The organism is Bacillus sp. FSL W8-0645, from assembly GCF_038007905.1.
Taxonomy (GTDB): domain Bacteria; phylum Bacillota; class Bacilli; order Bacillales; family Bacillaceae; genus Bacillus; species Bacillus pumilus.
The window spans coordinates 3,218,454-3,235,646 of sequence record NZ_JBBOYC010000001.1 but is presented as its reverse complement, the minus strand read 5'-3'; the positions used below and the strand labels follow the sequence as shown (position 1 = coordinate 3,235,646).

Genomic DNA, 17,193 nt, shown 5'->3' with positions numbered 1-17,193 from the left:
GGGGTGGCAAGGATGTCATTTGCATCCGAAACAAAAAAAGAGCTGACTAATCTGGACGTGAAGGACTGCTGCACAAAAGCAGAGCTTTCTGCCCTCATCCGTATGAACGGTTCATTATCTTTCTCTAATCGAAAATTAATTCTAGATATACAGACAGAGAACGCAGCCATCGCAAGACGGATTTATACGCTGCTAAAAAAGAAATATGATGTCACAGTCGAGCTGCTCGTTCGTAAGAAAATGAGATTAAAAAAGAATAATGTGTATATTGTCAGACTGGTAGAACGAGCGAAAACCATTTTAGAGGATTTGAAAATATTAGGTGAGCATTTTGTATTTGAGCGCAATATTTCAGAAGAGCTTGTAAAGAAAAGGTGCTGTAAGCGCTCCTATATGAGAGGTGCTTTTTTAGCAGGCGGTTCTGTGAATAATCCAGAAACGTCTTCCTATCACCTTGAGATTTTTTCACTATATAAAGAACACAATGATGCCCTTTGTGAGCTGATGAACCAATTTCATCTCAACAGTAAAACACTTGAGCGTAAAAAAGGCTACATCACATATATGAAAGAAGCCGAAAAAATTACCGAATTTTTAAGTGTTGTAGGTGCGCATAATTCACTTCTTCGCTTCGAAGACGTTCGGATCGTCCGTGATATGCGGAATTCCGTGAACCGGCTCGTCAATTGTGAAACAGCAAACTTGAATAAAACGATTGGTGCATCGCTGCGTCAGGTCGAGAATATTCAATTCATTGATGAAAAAATTGGACTTGATGCTCTGCCAGATAAGCTGCGTGAAATTGCAAAACTGCGAGTCGACTATCAAGAGGTCACGCTAAAGGAACTGGGAGAAATGGTGGAAAGTGGCAAGATTAGCAAATCAGGCATTAATCACCGCTTAAGAAAGCTAGATCAAATTGCAGAACAATTACGAAACGGACAAGCTGTTACACTCAAATAGGAGAATGAAAAAGGGAGGCAGATCATATGGTGGAAAAAACGGTCACCATCCAGTTGAAAACAGGCTTGCAGGCACGTCCCGCTGCTTTGTTCGTACAGGAAGCGAATCGCTTTGGAGCTGAAATTTTTCTAGAGAAGGACGGAAAAAGAGTCAATGCGAAGAGCATTATGGGTCTCATGAGCCTTGCGATCAGCTCTGGGGTCACTGTTAAACTGATAGCAGATGGTGCGGATGAACAAGAAGCCATTGATGCGTTAACGGATTTTATCAATCAAGAAAACTGAGTCTCTTCACAGACTCAGTTTTTTTAGAAGGGAATGAACATGATGCAATCAGCATTTTTACAGAAGATCGGATACGAAGGCCAGTCCATCACCTTTGATGACCTGCCTGTATTATTAAAAAAGATGGCCTACACCTTTCCATTTGAAAATAGATCTGTGCTGAACAAACAATCCTATGCCTTGAATCAAGAAGGATTGAAAGAGCATCTTCTTGAAGGAGGCAGAGGAGGTCTTTGTTACGATCTCAATCCTCTTTTATATTATGTGTTAAAAGAGGCAGGACTCGCTGTACAGCTCGTTCAAGGGACCGTGTATAACAAGGAAGCGGGCATATGGGCAATTGATGGTACGCACGTAGCCATGACGTTGAATCATCAAAACGAACGGTATCTTATTGATGCGGGTTTTGGTGTGAATTTACCTCTCCAGCCTGTACCCTTTACTGAAGAATGGGTGGAAGGAGCGTCTATTCGGTTTCGAGTCAAAGAAGAAGAAACTGAAAAAGGTACGCATCTTCTCCAATTAGATAGAGGAGAAGGCGCTGAAACAGGCTATGCATTTACATTGGAAGAGGTGAGTGAGCCTACATTGGTCCAAATGAGAGAGGAGATTTATGAAAATGAAGCCTCTCCTTTTAACAAAAGACCACTTGCTTCAAAGCTCACACCAACAGGACGTGTAATCGTCACCGAGGATCATGTCACTATACATGAACATGAAGAAGTGTCGAAAAAACCGCTGTCTCTGCCTTTTGAGGAATACGTGAAAACCCTGCTGCCATAAGTGGCATCAAAAAAACAGCCCTGCGTCAAATGGGGCTGTTTTTTGATTGATTATCGAATCCGTGTGAATGTCGCGTAATGGTCTGTTGTTTTGTAAATGAGCCAGTCACTTGAATACACGAGGCGGTCAGCATTGCGGAAGCCTGAGACGTAGTTGATATCTGCTTCACGCCATGTGCGGCCGCTTGCTGAAGGGAGACGTCCCTCCCGGTTAGAGAAAACATCTCCACCGATGCTTTTGCCTGGGGCAACCTCTGCTAGATTTCCCTTCGATGCCACCCATCCAAGAGCACTTGCTTGTGATTTTGTGATGTAGTTATCAGGCAGTCGTTTGTAGCGAATCAAATAATCTGCTACACCATCAAACGTATTAATGACGGCAAGGGTATGAACATCTGATGTCAGTTGAATAGAAGCTGTTTTATTTGTGGCGGTCGGTGTAAGTGGTGTTTCGGCATAGGCTTGCTGCGGAATAAAACCAGAAAACAGAATAGCAGCGATCAGAGCAAACATAGTAAAAACCGAACTGATTTTTTTCATCTTCATCCTCCTATTAAGGAAATCGGAAGCTGTCCTCTTGATGCTTGTCTACCTCATATTATAGCACCCGAATATGAAGGAAATGTAAAGAAACAGGATCTTTGCTAAAATGAGGCTTTTCTCCTGATATTCTTCTGATGAAATAAATAAAAAGACGCAGCTCTGAATCCTGCGTCTTTTCCGATTAAGATGAAGCAAGCTCCTTCACAATATCTACAGGGGCTTTGCCATCAATTCCATGAATCACATTATGAATGGCTCGTTTCAGCATAAGATCCCGCGTTGTTTCAGTAGCGGAACCGATGTGGGGAACAAGGGTGACATTGTTCATTTCTTTGAAAGGATGATTCTCCTGAAGCGGTTCCTGTTCAAACACATCAAGACCTGCGCCTTTGATCCATCCCTCTTGAAGCGCTTGAATGAGGCTTTTTTCGTCCACTGTTTTCCCGCGGGAGATGTTTACAAATAAAGCCGTTTGCTTCATTAACTTCAATTCTCGTTCGCCAATCATATGATACGTTTCATCGGTCAGCGGTGTAATCAACACAATGATATCAGCTTGCTTTAGTAGGTCATCAAGTGTGCAATATAAAGCGCCATATGCTGATTCAGCCTTTTCATTCCGGCTGCGGTTATGATACAGGACATTCATATCAAAACCATGTGCAGCTCGTTTGGCGACTTGCTCTCCGATTCGTCCCATGCCAATAATGCCAAGCGTTTGATGATGGACATCGATGCCAAAGATATCTTCTTCCTGTACAAATTTCGTCCATTTCCCCTCACGGATAAAACGATCAAGCTCGGCAATTCTTCGCGCAGAGGAAAGAATGAGTGAAAATGCAAGGTCAGCCACAGTATGATCGAGTGTATGAGGCGTGTGCGTTCCGATTATGCCTCTTTGCCTCATCACTTCTATATCGAAGTTGTCATAGCCAACAGAGTTATTGCTCACGACCTTGAGTTTTGGTGCGTGATCTAATAGCTCTTGATCGATTTTCGTCCCAGACGTTAAAAGACCATCAGCATGCTGCAATTTTTGAAACAAAATATCTTTTGGAATGGGGTCTTTGGATTGCCACACCTCGTATGTACAATGTTCCTTTAGTATTTCCTCAAATGAGGCAGGTAATGGTTTGGCGACAAAAATATGTGGTGTCACAGTCAACTCGCTCCTTTCACATGGTCATCTTGCTCCTTTTATTATAAAGCAACCATTTCGTCTGAACACGTTTGAAGGTTATCTGCTCAATATTTAATATACTAAAATAACGGAAAAGAGAGACATTTTCTTAGTGAAAAAGATTATTTATATGCCATCTGCTGCATTTATTACTTAGATGGAAATCAGCTAATGGGAGATGTGACATATGAAGAAGCCGGTTTTTCTGAGAGATTATCTGACAAACTGGAAAATAGATCGAGATTTTTTGATAGAAAAATGATTATATTTGAAACATATTAAACGGGAAGGTCGTTTTCTACTAAACCATTTCATCGTCTTTTGGCGAGCAGAGAACGATAGATTGAAAGGAAGACCGCGTCCCCCTTGCGATGAAGCGTAAATGAGAGAAAATGATCTCATTTCTTCTCATCGTTTTCTCATTTTTTTCTTTTTTTTCTATCATTTTTCATCTTTAAGCTTGAGAACACACGAAAGAAAAGGAGGACAGGCAGGAGCTTACGTGACTTATAAAAAGATTGGGAGTTGGCAAAATGGGATCAAAATTAGAACAGATTCTTCAGCACAATTCAAAATTCGTACAAGAGAGACATTATGAGCCTTACAAAGTGGGGAAATTTCCTGAAAAGAAACTCGTCATATTAACTTGTATGGATACACGTCTTTTGGAATTATTGCCGCAATCCATGGGGCTGCGCAACGGTGATGCGAAGATCATTAAAAATGCGGGCGCCATCGTAACACATCCTTTTGGCAGTGTGATGCGGAGTATTCTGCTAGCAATCTATGAACTAAAGGCAGAAGAGGTATGCATTGTAGGACATCATGAATGCGGAATGGCAGGTCTTGCGGCAGATCCTTTACTTGAAAAGGCGAAAGCGCGTGGCATTGAAGAGAAATGTTTGAGCATTGTGAAAAACTCAGGAGTTGATTTAAAGGGATGGCTGACAGGCTTTGATTCGGTTGAAGAGAGCGTGTCCCAAAGTGTGAAATTGGTCAAAGAGCATCCACTTATGCCAAGTGATGTGGCTGTTCATGGACTTGTCATTCATCCAGCAACGGGAAAGCTGGATGTCGTTGTGAAAGATAATCAGATTGACGCACAGTATACCTAAATCATCTACACATACTTGAAGGAGGCCAACACATACCATGCGTTTTTATGGAAGATTTGAAGGATATGATTCATCAAAATTTAGACGTGATTTAATCGCTGGGCTTGTCGTGGGCGTTGTGGCAATTCCTTTAGGCATGGCTTTTGCCATTGCATCTGGTGTCGGACCAGAATATGGATTATACACAGTCATCGTTGCCGGCATTTTGATTTCATTGTTTGGTGGTTCAAAGTATCAGATCGGCGGGCCGACTGGGGCGTTTGTTCCAATTTTATTTGGTATCGTCAGCCAATACGGTATCGAAAACTTACTCATTGCCGGTTTTATGGCAGGGTGTATGCTTGTATTATTCGGGATATTCAAACTAGGGAAGCTCATGAAATTTATTCCTCGTCCGGTTATCATCGGCTTTACTGCTGGCATTGCTGTCATTATTTTTTCAGGGCAGATTGCCAACTTCCTCGGATTAAAGGGTGTTGAAAAGCATGAAAGCTTTTTCCTCAATATGAGAGAAATTGTGGTCCATCTCGGTACCGCAAACAGTCTTGCCATCATCACAGCTGTGATTGGGCTTATTGTGATTTTGGCGGCACAAAAATACATTCCCAAAATACCTGGTGCTCTATTAGGTCTATTGGCTTCAACGTTTCTAGCTGTTCTCTTTTTCCAAGGACAAGTTGAAACGATCGGCTCGGCATATGGGGAAATTCCTCGTCAGCTGCCAAGCTTTGCTTTTCCTGAATTAACGATTGAAAAAATGATCTACCTCCTCCCTCCAGCGATTGTCATTGCGCTTTTAGGTGGCGTGGAATCAATTTTATCGGCAATGGTCGCAGACAATATGAAAGGCTCAAAGCATGACAGCAATAAGGAGCTTGTTGGGCAAGGAATTGCCAATATGGCGGCACCGCTGTTCGGAGGAATTCCGGCGACTGGGGCGATTGCCCGTACGGCAACAAACATCAAAAATGGCGGAGCAAGCCCGATTTCTGGTGTTGTGCATGGCGTCGTCGTGCTGCTCATCTTAATGCTATTTGCGCCATATGCGTCGATGATTCCACTTGCTGCGATGGCACCGATTTTAATGTTTGTTGCTTGGAATATGAGTGAGAGAAAAGAGTTTATCAATATTGTAAAAGTGAAAAATGCGGATTCCCTTGTACTTGTTGTGACCTTCCTGCTGACGGTCATCGGTGATTTGATTATTGGCGTCACCGCAGGGCTCATTTTAGCCTTTATTGCTTTCATCAAAAAAATGAGCCAGACGACCAGCATTCATCCAAACGTTGCGGTTCCCCAGATGGAAACAGCAGCAGCTTTAGAAAAACAGACAGACCAGCAAGGCATTAGTATGTACGCCATTGAAGGGCCGCTGTTTTTCGGAACAACAGATTCACTCGAAAATTCGATTCTGGACCATGTTCAGACAAAGCCAAAAACGCTCATTCTGCTCATGAATAAAGTCAATTATATGGACACATCAGCAGAAGCGGTGCTGATGAATATCTCCAACCGGTTAAAGCATCATAATGGTAAGCTGATGATTGTCGGACTTCAATCACAGCCGAAAGAGCTTTTGCGTCGAACAGGTCTTTTCCATCATATTGGAAAACAGCATTTTTTTGAACGAACAGATGATATCTCACCACAGCAGCTATAAAGGTGGAAAAAAGCACGTGACGATGTGGTCACGTGCTTTTCAGTTCTGAAAAACGCTTTGTGAGTTTCTGTTGATGAGAGGAGAAGATCTCTTCTACTGTGACATCATAGAGATCGGCTAAAATAAGTAGATTCGCTAACACATCTCCCATTTCTTCAACGAGTTCTTTCTTCAACTCAGATGATTTTTGTTTTTGCTCGTCAGGCCGGTCACGTCCGATCTCGATGGCTCTAACAGCGCGAGCGAGTTCTCCTGTTTCTTCCATCAGGAACCCTAACCGGATAAACGGTCCGTATTCTGTCCAATTTCTCTTTTTGTAAAAATCCTTGATCCATTTCTCCATCTCATTTGTTTGCATTCTCTTTATACAGCTCCTTATATGGTGTGCACCTTTTGATTTTACACTATATATAGACGAAGCGGTTGTTTTTAAAAAAACAATTATAGTAGAATGAGTGGGTGAAGAAATCATAGAGAGAGATGGAGCTGTTTTGATGAAAACGATTTGTGTGTTTGCTGGTTCGAATCCAGGCGTGAAGGACGTCTACAAAGAAAAGGCTGTAGAGCTGGGGACTTATATGGCAGAGCATGACATCCGTCTTGTATACGGCGGTTCACGAATTGGATTGATGGGTGCCATTGCAGATGAGGTTTTAAGAAATGGCGGGCAAGTCATTGGAGTTATGCCTAAGGGGCTTTTTAGAGGAGAAGTTGTGCATCAAGAGCTGACAGAATTAATCGAGGTAACAGGAATGCATGAACGAAAAGCGAAAATGAGTGAGCTGGCTGATGGATTTATTGCGATGCCAGGCGGCTTTGGTACATATGAAGAATTATTTGAGGTGCTATGCTGGGCACAAATCGGCATTCACCAAAAGCCAATCGGCTTGTATCAAGTGAATGACTATTTCAATCCGCTCATTGACATGGTGAAGTTCAGTGTACAGGAAGGTTTCTCGAATGAATCACACCTCCAATTGTTACATGCCTCCAGCGAACCGGAGGAATTAATCACGCAGATGGCTTCTTATCAAACACCATCTCTTCAGCAGAAATGGACGGAGCTGTCTTAAAGCGTATTTCAACCACAAAAAACCGTCTGTTCGAGGAGCAGACGGTTTGTTTTGTCATATTATTTTTGTTCTTCTGCATTACGGGTCAAGACTTTGTCAATGAGTCCGTATTGAAGTGCTTCTTCCGCTGTTTTGAAGTTGTCACGATCTGTATCGCGCTCAATCACTTCGATTGGCTGACCAGTACGTTCAGCAAGTACTTGGTTCAGTTTATCGCGTAAAGAAAGGATTCGTTTTGCCGCAATTTCAATTTCTGTTGCTTGACCTTGGGCACCACCTAGTGGTTGGTGAATCATGACTTCACTGTTTGGAAGAGCATAACGCTTACCTTTTTCACCAGCAGCAAGCAGGAACGCACCCATAGATGCAGCCATACCAATACAAATGGTTGATACCTTTGGTTTAATAAATTGCATCGTATCGTAAATGGCCATACCAGCTGTGATTGAACCGCCAGGGCTGTTAATGTAGATAGAAATATCTTTTTCTGGATCTTCAGCTTCTAAGAAAAGCAGCTGTGACACGATGGAGTTGGCAACATTGTCATCGATCGCAGAACCAAGCATGATAATACGGTCTTTTAAAAGACGAGAATAAATGTCGTAAGCTCTTTCCCCACGATTTGTTTGTTCAATGACTGTAGGTATTAAATTCATAATGTTCCTCCTTCACCTTTTAGGTAAGTATGTAATTCAATGATACATTTTTGGTCAATAAAGGTCAAACAAAACGCAATCAAAAAATTCGACAGCCACATGTTATTTTTCCCAAAAATTATTTTTCTTAAACCACGGAAAAGGTTTAAAAAAATATGGTAAAACTTTCTGTTATGAGGTAATATTACCTATGTTATTATTATATATAGTCAGAAAGAAGGAAAAATGGTGGATAATCTTTTGGAGAAAAGTAGTTTGACTGATCAACAGCGTATTGTTGTATCAACTGAACTTCAAGCCAAAAAAAAGTCGAAATTAGTTGTATTTATTTTGTGGTGGTTCCTTGGAGCTATTGCCGTTCATCGTTTTTATCTTGATGAAAAGAAAGGCTATGCAGTGACCATGCTTCTCCTAGGATGGTTGACATTGTTCATTTGGCCATTTATTGATGGGATCATTTGTCTTGTCAAAACAGTGGATGAAGTAAATGAAAATATGGAACGAAAAATTATTGCATCTGTTAAAAGTGCATAAGTCGACATGTCTGCATCTTTTCGGTGCAGGCTTCTTCTTTGAAGTCATCAGAATATCATTGCTTTCTTGCAGCATTTCCCTTATAATTTGATATGCTGACGTTCAAAAACATATCGTGCGCTCGTAGCTCAGTTGGATAGAGCGGTGGTTTCCGGTACCACGTCTGCCGGGGGTTCGAATCCCTCCGAGCGCGTACTTGGGCTTGTTCACGATTGATAAAGGTCCAATTTAAACCCTCTCCTTTGGAGAGGGTTTTTTCGTTTTACTATATGTATCATTCACTTTTAAAACTGTTCATTTAATGGTTGTCTAATTATGCTATAATTAATAATTATTCTCAATTAAAGGTGGTTTCGCAAGTGAAAAAAATGATATGGTTGATCAGTTTGATGGCATTATTGTTAGTGGCATGCGGGCAGAAAGAGAATAAAGAGCAAGCAGCAAGTACACGTACATATACAACTGAAACGGGTGAAAAGATCACCATTCCTGCCAAGCCAAAGCGAGTTGTTGTTTTAACGGCGCAGCTTGGAAGTTTCCAAAAGCTTGGTGTGACACCAGTTGGGATGACGGATGTTTATCCTAAATCATCCTTTTTAGATGAAACAGGTGTGAAGCGGGTGCCTATCGAAAATGTGGAGGCGATTGCAAAGCTGAAGCCTGATTTGATTATTGCTTATTCTCAAAACGCACAGGTTGAAAAATATAAAAAGATTGCCAAAACGATCACATTCACGACAAGTGAACACAGCTTCAAAGAGATGCATATTGAAATCGGAAAGATTCTTGGAAAAGAAGCGTTAGCAAAAAAACAAATAAAAGAAATGGATGAGCAGTTAAAGAAAGACGGAGAAGAAGTCAAAGCAAAAATAGGTGATGACAAGACGTTCTCCATCATGGATGTCCAGCAAAAGCAAGTATACTTATTTGGTACTGATTTTGGCCGCGGCGGGGAAGTTATCTATCAAGGCTATGGATTCAGCCTGCCTGCAAAAGCAGAAAAGGCACTTCCAAAGGAAGGCTATCTTGGCATTTCGTTAGAAGAGATGAACCAGTATACAGGTGACTATTTACTTGTCCCCACAAAAGATGGAAAAGCGCCAAACCTAGATATCACGGGCAGCGGTGTATGGAAAAAGAATCGAGCGGTGAAGCAGGGACATGTTCTTTATTATTCAATCAATGAATTTATCTATGCAGATCCGATCTCAATTGAAAAACAGTCTGCTGCGTTTAAACAAATGCTGCTCAAAAAATAGAAAAAGGACAAAGCACTTAACTTGGGGCTTTGTCTTTTTTCTTCTAGTCATCTCTTAAAATACTGGTCATAAGACTCATTTCTTCCCTTTACAGGCGTATTTGTTGAGTCCGCTGGCTGTATATGATTAACATGGAAGAGAATTGACAATGAGGAGGGATTTCTTGTGGCAAAGATTTTATTGATTACATTTCCCGCTGAAGGGCATGTGAATCCTATGTTAGGGATCATCAAAGCTTGGGCGGATCGTGGAGATGAAGTGCATGCGGTCACAACTGTACATTATGAGGAACGAATCAAACGCTTAGGCGCTCACGTACATAAACATCCAGACTATATTCGAACATTACACGTGGATGAAGGAAATCTCGATTCCATGCAGCCATTCTTTCATGCCATGTTGCAAACATCATTTGATATTTTAGAGGTGGTAGAAACACTTTCTCAGCAGCATTCATTTGATTTTGTCTATTTTGATATGTTTGGTGCAGGGGAGCTTGTTCGAGATTATTTACAAATTCCAGGAATCGGTTCAAACCCATCTTTTGTGCTGCAAGAGGCGCATTTTGATACACCGCTATACAGAAAGGATGAGAAAGCCGATCATCTGTTAGAAAGCATACAAGAGCGTTTTGGCGTTCAGCCAACGCGTTTGATGCAATTCATGAAAAATCGCGGAGAACTGAATATCGTGTATACAAGTGAATATTTTCAGCCGTCTGTCGATGCAGTGAACGACTCATTTGTTTTCATTGGACCGAGCTTTCTAAAAAGGGCAGATCAGCATGATTTCCCGCTGGAAGCACTTGAGCAAGAAAAAGTCGTCTTTATTTCGATGGGCACCGTTCTTGGGGATACAGAAGCATTTTTTAATATGTGTATTGATGCATTTGCCGACTTTGATGGAAAAGTGGTGCTCGCAACAGGTGAAAAAGTGGATCGGTCTCTCTTGAAAGAAGCACCTTCTCATTTTCTGATCGAGCCTTATGTGCCGCAGCTTGAAGTGCTTGATCTGACAGATGTGTTTGTGACGCATGGCGGAATGAACAGTGTCAATGAAGGCATTCATTATCACGTTCCGATGGTTGTCATTCCGGTCGACAAAGATCAGCCGATGGTCGCACAAAGACTGACCGAGCTATCTGCTGCCCGTGCACTTGATAAAGACCAACTGACAGCAAAGCAGCTAAGAGAAACCGTGGAATCTGTTCTGGGAAGTAACACATACCGTGCTGGAATCGAAAAAATTGAAGAAAGCTTCCAAACAGCAGGCGGAACAGATAAAGCATTGCGGACGATTGATCAATGGATGCAGACGAAACAGACTCAATCATGAGTCTGTCAGCGTGTAGGCAAACCCTCGTATTTGGTGTCTGACGTGCGTGAAAGTGGAATTGCTCTGCTTCGGTACCAGTCCTTCCAAGACTTCAAAGGTTTTCTATTATGCTGAAATGGACTCACCTGTGCCATTTCAGCTTGACAAAAAATAACCAATCTTTTATTGTAAACGTAACAAACGACGGAAGGGTGACCCAATGCAATGAAGTACTAATCCTATGACCTGTAAGCAAAATGAAAAAACGAAGGCAGTGAGCAAACGATTGGTTTGCCATGTTTGCTGCGTTTTCATTTTTTAGCTTCGGAATAGGATGGTACAGCTTGGGAATCAAAGAATGAGGAGATTGATACGGGGATGTGTGTGTTCAAATAGGAACGGCACGTCATCCGGGATTGATCCGCTTATTTTTGTACACCATTTTGCCTCCTATTCTGAGAATGGGAGGCTTTTTCATGTCTCCTGATACGAAAGGAGTGGGTTGGATGTTAGTAAAAGCCAATCAGTTAAAGGTGTTTCGAAAAGATCGATTGTTATTTGATATTGAGGAACTTACCATCCATCAAAGTGACCGCATTGGACTTGTCGGGGCAAATGGCAGCGGGAAAACAACGTTATTGCATGTGCTCGCGGGACAAGAGACACCAGACAGTGGCACGTTTGCTGCCACAACGACCTGCACACTGCTTCCTCAGCTAAAACAAGCGGATGGCATACAGAGTGGTGGTGAGATGACCCAGACTTATATTGAAAGCGCGTTAAACCGTCCTTCTGCCCTTTTATTAGCAGATGAACCAACGACTCATTTAGATACAGAGCACATTGAGTGGCTGGAAGAGAAGCTTCACAATTATCAAGGAGCCCTCATTGTCGTTTCACATGATCGTGCTTTTTTAGATGCGGTATGTACGGAGATTTGGGAGCTGGATCATGGACGGCTCAATCAATACAAAGGCAACTACACGCAATTTGCACATCAAAAAGAGCTGGCGCATCGTCAGCAGGTGGAAGCGTACGAAGCTTATACACAAAAGAAAAAACAGTTAGAGCATGCGCTAGAAAAGAAAAAGAAAAAAGCCGACAAAGCGACAAAGCCATCCCAAAAGCTGAAATCCTCAGGGCCAAAAATTGCAAAGCCCTACTATGCAAATAAGCAAAAAAAGCTGCAAAAAACAGCCAAATCGATTGAAACAAGGATGGAGAAATTAGAAAAGATTGAGAAAGTAAAAGACATTCAGCCCATTCAAATGACGCAGCATACAATGAAGGAAGTAGCGAGCCGTACCATTTTGCGAGTGAAAAATGTAGATGGCAAGGCGGGCGATCAATTGCTTTGGAAGCAGGCGAATGTGGAAGTGAGAGGCGGGGACAAGGTCGCCATCATTGGTAATAATGGGAGCGGGAAAACGACATTTCTCCGAATGCTGGTAAATGGACATCTCGGAGTTTCTCGCTCAGAAGCTGTCAAGATCGGCTATTTTCGTCAAGATCTTTCAGGATTAAAGGTAGATGAATCGATTTTACAAAATGCGCTGAAAGAGGCAGTTCAAGATGAGACAGTGGTACGAACGGTTTTAGCGAGACTTGGATTTCGAGGAGATGACGTTCATAAACCTGTTGGGGTGTTAAGCGGGGGAGAACGGGTGAAGACTATGCTGGCGTCCCTGCTTGTCAGCGATGCCAATGTTCTCATGCTGGATGAACCGACGAACTTTCTAGATCTGGCGGCAGTTGAAGCGCTTGAAGGTCTATTGAAGGATTACCCGGGTACTGTTGTGTTCGTTTCCCATGATCGCAGACTGATTGAGAAGGTGGCGACTCGCATTTTCCATGTTCATGAAAAGCGTATTGAAGCTTTTTGTGGCACATATGAAGCGTATAAACAAAAAGGCGACAAACCAGCTGTTACCCAAAGAGAAGAGGAGCTTCTGTTAATTGATTTACAGCTGTCTGAAGTGCTCAGCCGGTTAAGTATTGAGCCGTCTCAGGAGCTGGAGGAGACATTTCAAGCATTATTGAAACAAAAGAAATCTTTGGAGTCATAAAGAAAACCCCTGTGTTTATTGCACAGGGGCTTGTTCATGTCGTTCTTTTTTTAATTGATCAAGTTCACTGACTGTGACAAGCTGATAGCCTTGTTTGGTGAGTTCATGAATGATCTTCACTGCTGCTTGAGCTGAGCTGTCATAAATATCGTGCATCAACACCGTTCTGCCATCTGCTGCATGTGAAAGAACGTGGTTTGTGATCTGCTGGCTGTTGCGAATTTTCCAATCCTCAGGATCGACATCCCATAAAGAGACCTTCATCCCAACTGCTTGATTGATGTCTTGATTTGTCCCACCATATGGCGGTCTAAAGTGCGTAGGTGTATACCCGCTCGCTTTCTCAATCAGCTTCTGAGTGTCCTTCACTTGTTTCACCGCCTCCTTTAAAGGCAGTCTTGTTAATAAAGGATGACTGTAAGAATGGTTTCCGATTTCATTCCCGCCTTTTAGAATATCGGCAAGCATATTAGGATAATACTGCACCCTGCTGCCTAATACGAAAAAGGTCGCATGTCCTTTATTTTCCTTCAGTGCTTCTAAAATTTTTGAGGTGGTCGCTGGATTCGGACCATCATCAAATGTGAGGGCGATGGCTTTTTTATTTGGATCAAGCTTTGATTTTTGCGGCAGCTTGACGGCTTTTCTTTTCGGATTTGGTTCTTTCATTTCATTTTGATTTTTGGTTTTATTCATATATTCTGGCTTCATTATATCTTTCAGCAGCGTCTTTTTAATCGCAAGTGTTTGGGGACCAAGATCTTCGCCGGCTACTTGAGATGCTGGGAAATAAAATTCTACATATTTCTCTTTCAAGGCAAATTGACTGAAGTTTTGAGCAGTAGGGGCTGTTCCTTTCTGAAGGAGCGTCTGATCCTTAGATAAGGTTTTGTCCTTTTGAAGCTCCGAATATGTAATGTAGGATAATTTCTTCAAAAAGTTGGTTTTAGGTAGAAATAAATCTTTTGTGTCAAGAAAGGTTTTTTTCTGAAAATCATAGTTGATCGTGAGATGATTGGTGATCCCATTTTGCTGACCTGTATAGGTATAAGTCGTAAAGCGAATAGCAGCCGACTGCTTCGCATAATGCACCATATCATAATCAATATTCAGTTCAAAGCGTTTGTTTTCATCGACGTCCTTGGCTTCACTAAACGTCTTTTTGAAATGCTCTAAAGCTGAATTGGCGTAGCTTTGAATCTTGTCATCTAGCTCTTTTTGATGAAAAAGAGGATAGTTGACTGCATATCTCATAAATTTCCCGTCATTTACGAGAGTGACGATTTCGACGTTTTTATAGTTCGTATCCTGCTTTACATTTTTCTTCTCGGTACCACTTGCTTGTTGATTCTGAAAGAAAGCAACGACTCCAATGACGATCGCAAGTGCAAATAGGCCGATACTCCATTTTCCTTTTAATGACACAACGTTCAAATCTCCTCTCAAGACGGGTCATTCTTTATCAGTTTGACATCTGTTTGTAATATTTTTATAACATTTGACTTGCTTTTGTCATTTTAGAGGATATTCAGGCGGAATGTCAACTATTTTCCTATTAAACTATGAGAAAAAATGATAGGTCATTTCAAACGAGCAAAGACTGTCATCTGCATACCTTCATTAATTAAAAAATAAGGTGTACATTGATTTTTGAGAGGCAGGCAGATATAATTTTGATGATTATGATTCTCATTTTCAAACAGACTTTTAATGAAGAAAAGGATGACACCGATTTTGCAGGATAAGCGAACACCTCAACAAAAACGATCATCATATATTCTGTTCCTTTTGATATTTTTTCTCGCCGTCCTTAGTTTGGCGGCTGCCATGTTTTTGGCTGTGTCATATGGTGCCAAAACATTGTCTCTGCAAACGGTTTGGACAGCTGTATTTGACTATCAGTCAGATGTCACAGAGCAGCAGATCATCCATGAATTAAGACTTCCTCGTGTTTTAGGAGCAGCTCTTGTTGGAGCGGCATTTGCCGTAGCGGGTGCGCTCATGCAGGGGATTACAAGAAACCCGCTGGCCGATGCGGGGATTTTAGGCATCAATGGCGGTGCGATGTTCGTGGTCGCTCTTTGTTTTGCTTTTTTCCCAGGAATCCCTTATTCGGCACTTATGTTGTTTTCCTTTATTGGTGCAGTGCTCAGTACGCTGCTGATCTTTGCGATTGGTGCGGCTGGTGGCGTTTTGACACCACTGCGCTTAACAGTAGCAGGAGCCGTTGTGGCTGCATTGCTTCATGCACTTAGCTCTGGAATCGCGATTTATTTTGACTTAAGTCAGGACCTTGCGTTTTGGTATGCAGGCGGAGTGGCAGGTGTGAAATGGCCGCAGCTGACAATTCTTGCCCCGGTCATTCTCGTAGCGATCGTATGGGCGATGCTATTAGGACGGTCACTGTCGCTACTGTCGCTTGGTGAAGATGTAGCGGCAAATTTAGGGGTGAAAACGCGACAAGTGCGAATACTAGGAATGGTAGCTGCTGTATTATTAGCAGGGGTTTCTGTATCAGCAGTCGGCTCCATTGGGTTTGTCGGTCTTGTCATCCCACATATCGCACGAAAGCTGGTTGGTGTAAACTATCGTTTCGTCATTCCGATGTCAGCGATATTAGGCGCGGTACTGCTTGTGTTTGCTGACCTTGCCAGCCGCACCGTTCATCCGCCGCGAGAGCTTGCCATTGGCGTGATGGTGGCACTTGTCGGTGTTCCTTTCTTCTTGTATATTGCCAGAAAAGAAGGGAGGAACCTGTCATGAGAGAGAAACAGCGGGCTCTTGTTGTGACAGTCGTTTTGCTTTGTTTAAGTGTGGTCGTTGTGCTGTATAGCTTAAATACCGGTACGCTGAAACTAAATCCTCTTGTAGTCGTCAAAACGTTATTCGGCTTTGGAGATTTTCAAAGTGAAATGGTGCTGTTTGACTATCGTCTGCCTCGAATCGTGGTAACGATGCTAGCGGGAATTGGTCTTGGTATTGCGGGAGGCATTTTGCAAAGTCTATCTCGTAACCCGCTGGCCGATCCAGGGATTATTGGACTGAATGCAGGCGCTGCATTTGGCTTAATCGTGTTTGTGACGTATTTCCACGCACTAGAAGGCAATCCCTCTCTTCTTATTCCGCTCTTTACATTTGGCGGAGGGCTTCTTGCGGCAGCGGTCATCGTGCTTTTGGCGTATGACCGGCAGGAAGGGCTCGTTCCCATCCGGCTGATCCTAGTAGGAATTGCAGTTGCCGCGGGATTCAGTGCTTTGACGTTATATTTGTCATTGAAGCTAGATGAAGATACATACACATTTGCTTCAAGATGGCTTGTCGGCAATGTCTGGGGGAGAGACTGGATTCATGTCTTAGCGCTTCTGCCTTGGATTGTATGCCTTGTGCCGCTTACGCTGATGCAGTCAAGCACGCTCAATGCGTTGACATTAGGAGATGCTGTCGCCTCAAGTGTAGGTGTACGTGTTCAGCGTCAGCGTCTCCTTTTGCTGACCTTAGCTGTTGGTTTGGCGAGTGCAAGTGTTTCGATGACAGGCGGTATTGGTTTTATTGGACTTGTCGCTCCGCATTTGGCAAGGCGGCTTGTCGGCTCACTCCATCAATATTTTTTACCAGTTAGTGCACTGATTGGCTTGTTGATTTTGGTCAGTGCCGATACAATTGGACGTTCCATCTTTGCCCCAAATGCCATACCAGCGGGTGTCGTTGTGGCTTTTATCGGCGCTCCTTATTTTCTCTACTTATTAGCAAAAACGAAATAAACA

Annotated in this window: 17 protein-coding genes and 1 tRNA gene; 13 read left to right on the top strand and 5 right to left on the bottom strand. The window is 42.5% G+C overall.

Features of this window, described 5'->3' with window-relative positions; translation table 11 throughout:
* Positions 1-12 precede the first annotated feature (12 nt).
* The 3 genes from whiA to NST39_RS16860 are packed head-to-tail and all read left to right on the top strand — an operon-like array spanning position 13 to position 2,030.
* Positions 13-963 carry a DNA-binding protein WhiA gene (gene whiA / locus NST39_RS16870; protein WP_044139391.1) on the top strand — a complete coding sequence of 317 codons (951 nt, stop codon included), beginning with the start codon at positions 13-15 and terminating at the stop codon, positions 961-963.
* 26 nt (positions 964-989) lie between these two features.
* Positions 990-1,247, top strand: a complete 258-nt coding sequence (locus tag NST39_RS16865; protein WP_044139392.1) for an HPr family phosphocarrier protein — start codon at positions 990-992, stop codon at positions 1,245-1,247.
* Between the two features lie 39 nt (positions 1,248-1,286).
* On the top strand, positions 1,287-2,030 hold the full coding sequence (locus NST39_RS16860) for an arylamine N-acetyltransferase family protein (protein WP_044139393.1): 744 nt from the start codon (positions 1,287-1,289) through the stop codon (positions 2,028-2,030).
* Between the two features lie 50 nt (positions 2,031-2,080).
* Here the strand turns inward: NST39_RS16860 and NST39_RS16855 are convergent, their stop codons facing one another.
* Together NST39_RS16855 and NST39_RS16850 are read right to left on the bottom strand one after the other, a co-directional pair.
* A complete protein-coding gene (locus NST39_RS16855; RefSeq protein ID WP_003212642.1) occupies positions 2,081-2,569 on the bottom strand; it encodes a ribonuclease in 489 nt (162 codons plus the stop codon).
* Positions 2,570-2,753: 184 nt separating this feature from the next.
* Positions 2,754-3,731, bottom strand: a complete 978-nt coding sequence (locus tag NST39_RS16850; RefSeq protein ID WP_065097976.1) for a 2-hydroxyacid dehydrogenase — start codon at positions 3,729-3,731, stop codon at positions 2,754-2,756.
* Between the two features lie 554 nt (positions 3,732-4,285).
* On the opposite strand from NST39_RS16850, the gene NST39_RS16845 reads away from it, so the two are divergent.
* Positions 4,286-4,867 (top strand): beta-class carbonic anhydrase, encoded by a 582-nt coding sequence (locus NST39_RS16845; protein WP_065097977.1) that lies wholly within the window; start codon positions 4,286-4,288, stop codon positions 4,865-4,867.
* 37 nt (positions 4,868-4,904) lie between these two features.
* Positions 4,905-6,527 carry a SulP family inorganic anion transporter gene (locus tag NST39_RS16840; protein ID WP_185107815.1) on the top strand — a complete coding sequence of 541 codons (1,623 nt, stop codon included), beginning with the start codon at positions 4,905-4,907 and terminating at the stop codon, positions 6,525-6,527.
* A 28-nt stretch (positions 6,528-6,555) separates the two neighbouring features.
* On the opposite strand, the gene NST39_RS16835 is transcribed toward NST39_RS16840, so the two are convergent.
* Positions 6,556-6,885: a MazG nucleotide pyrophosphohydrolase domain-containing protein gene (locus tag NST39_RS16835; RefSeq protein WP_003213115.1), complete on the bottom strand. Its 330-nt coding sequence runs from the start codon at positions 6,883-6,885 to the stop codon at positions 6,556-6,558.
* A gap of 136 nt (positions 6,886-7,021) precedes the next feature.
* Here NST39_RS16835 and NST39_RS16830 point away from each other — a divergent pair, with 136 nt between their 5' ends.
* Positions 7,022-7,600: an LOG family protein gene (locus NST39_RS16830; protein WP_044139006.1), complete on the top strand. Its 579-nt coding sequence runs from the start codon at positions 7,022-7,024 to the stop codon at positions 7,598-7,600.
* A gap of 59 nt (positions 7,601-7,659) precedes the next feature.
* Here NST39_RS16830 and clpP read toward each other — a convergent pair whose 3' ends face one another.
* A complete protein-coding gene (gene clpP, locus NST39_RS16825) occupies positions 7,660-8,256 on the bottom strand; it encodes an ATP-dependent Clp endopeptidase proteolytic subunit ClpP (RefSeq protein ID WP_003212962.1) in 597 nt (198 codons plus the stop codon).
* A 225-nt stretch (positions 8,257-8,481) separates the two neighbouring features.
* Here clpP and NST39_RS16820 point away from each other — a divergent pair, with 225 nt between their 5' ends.
* The 5 genes from NST39_RS16820 (at position 8,482) to abc-f (ending at position 13,429) form a co-directional block, all read left to right on the top strand.
* Positions 8,482-8,790: a TM2 domain-containing protein gene (locus tag NST39_RS16820; protein WP_341029393.1), complete on the top strand. Its 309-nt coding sequence runs from the start codon at positions 8,482-8,484 to the stop codon at positions 8,788-8,790.
* Between the two features lie 117 nt (positions 8,791-8,907).
* Positions 8,908-8,983: transfer RNA gene (locus NST39_RS16815), tRNA-Arg, on the top strand.
* 175 nt (positions 8,984-9,158) lie between these two features.
* Entirely contained in the window at positions 9,159-10,049 is an 891-nt protein-coding gene (locus tag NST39_RS16810) for an ABC transporter substrate-binding protein (RefSeq protein WP_341029989.1), read from the top strand.
* 165 nt (positions 10,050-10,214) lie between these two features.
* Positions 10,215-11,384, top strand: a complete 1,170-nt coding sequence (locus NST39_RS16805; RefSeq protein WP_106032178.1) for a macrolide family glycosyltransferase — start codon at positions 10,215-10,217, stop codon at positions 11,382-11,384.
* A gap of 485 nt (positions 11,385-11,869) precedes the next feature.
* Positions 11,870-13,429: a ribosomal protection-like ABC-F family protein gene (gene abc-f, locus NST39_RS16800; protein ID WP_341029988.1), complete on the top strand. Its 1,560-nt coding sequence runs from the start codon at positions 11,870-11,872 to the stop codon at positions 13,427-13,429.
* Positions 13,430-13,444: 15 nt separating this feature from the next.
* Here the strand turns inward: abc-f and NST39_RS16795 are convergent, their stop codons facing one another.
* Positions 13,445-14,854 carry a polysaccharide deacetylase family protein gene (locus tag NST39_RS16795; RefSeq protein WP_268483100.1) on the bottom strand — a complete coding sequence of 470 codons (1,410 nt, stop codon included), beginning with the start codon at positions 14,852-14,854 and terminating at the stop codon, positions 13,445-13,447.
* Positions 14,855-15,139: 285 nt separating this feature from the next.
* On the opposite strand from NST39_RS16795, the gene NST39_RS16790 reads away from it, so the two are divergent.
* Together NST39_RS16790 and NST39_RS16785 are read left to right on the top strand one after the other, a co-directional pair.
* The gene (locus tag NST39_RS16790) at positions 15,140-16,192 is read left to right on the top strand and encodes a FecCD family ABC transporter permease (RefSeq protein WP_341029388.1); all 1,053 of its coding nucleotides are present in this window, start codon (positions 15,140-15,142) and stop codon (positions 16,190-16,192) included.
* Positions 16,189-17,190, top strand: a complete 1,002-nt coding sequence (locus tag NST39_RS16785) for a FecCD family ABC transporter permease (protein WP_341029387.1) — start codon at positions 16,189-16,191, stop codon at positions 17,188-17,190. Before NST39_RS16790 ends, NST39_RS16785 begins: the two co-directional genes overlap by 4 nt.
* Positions 17,191-17,193: the final 3 nt, after the last annotated feature.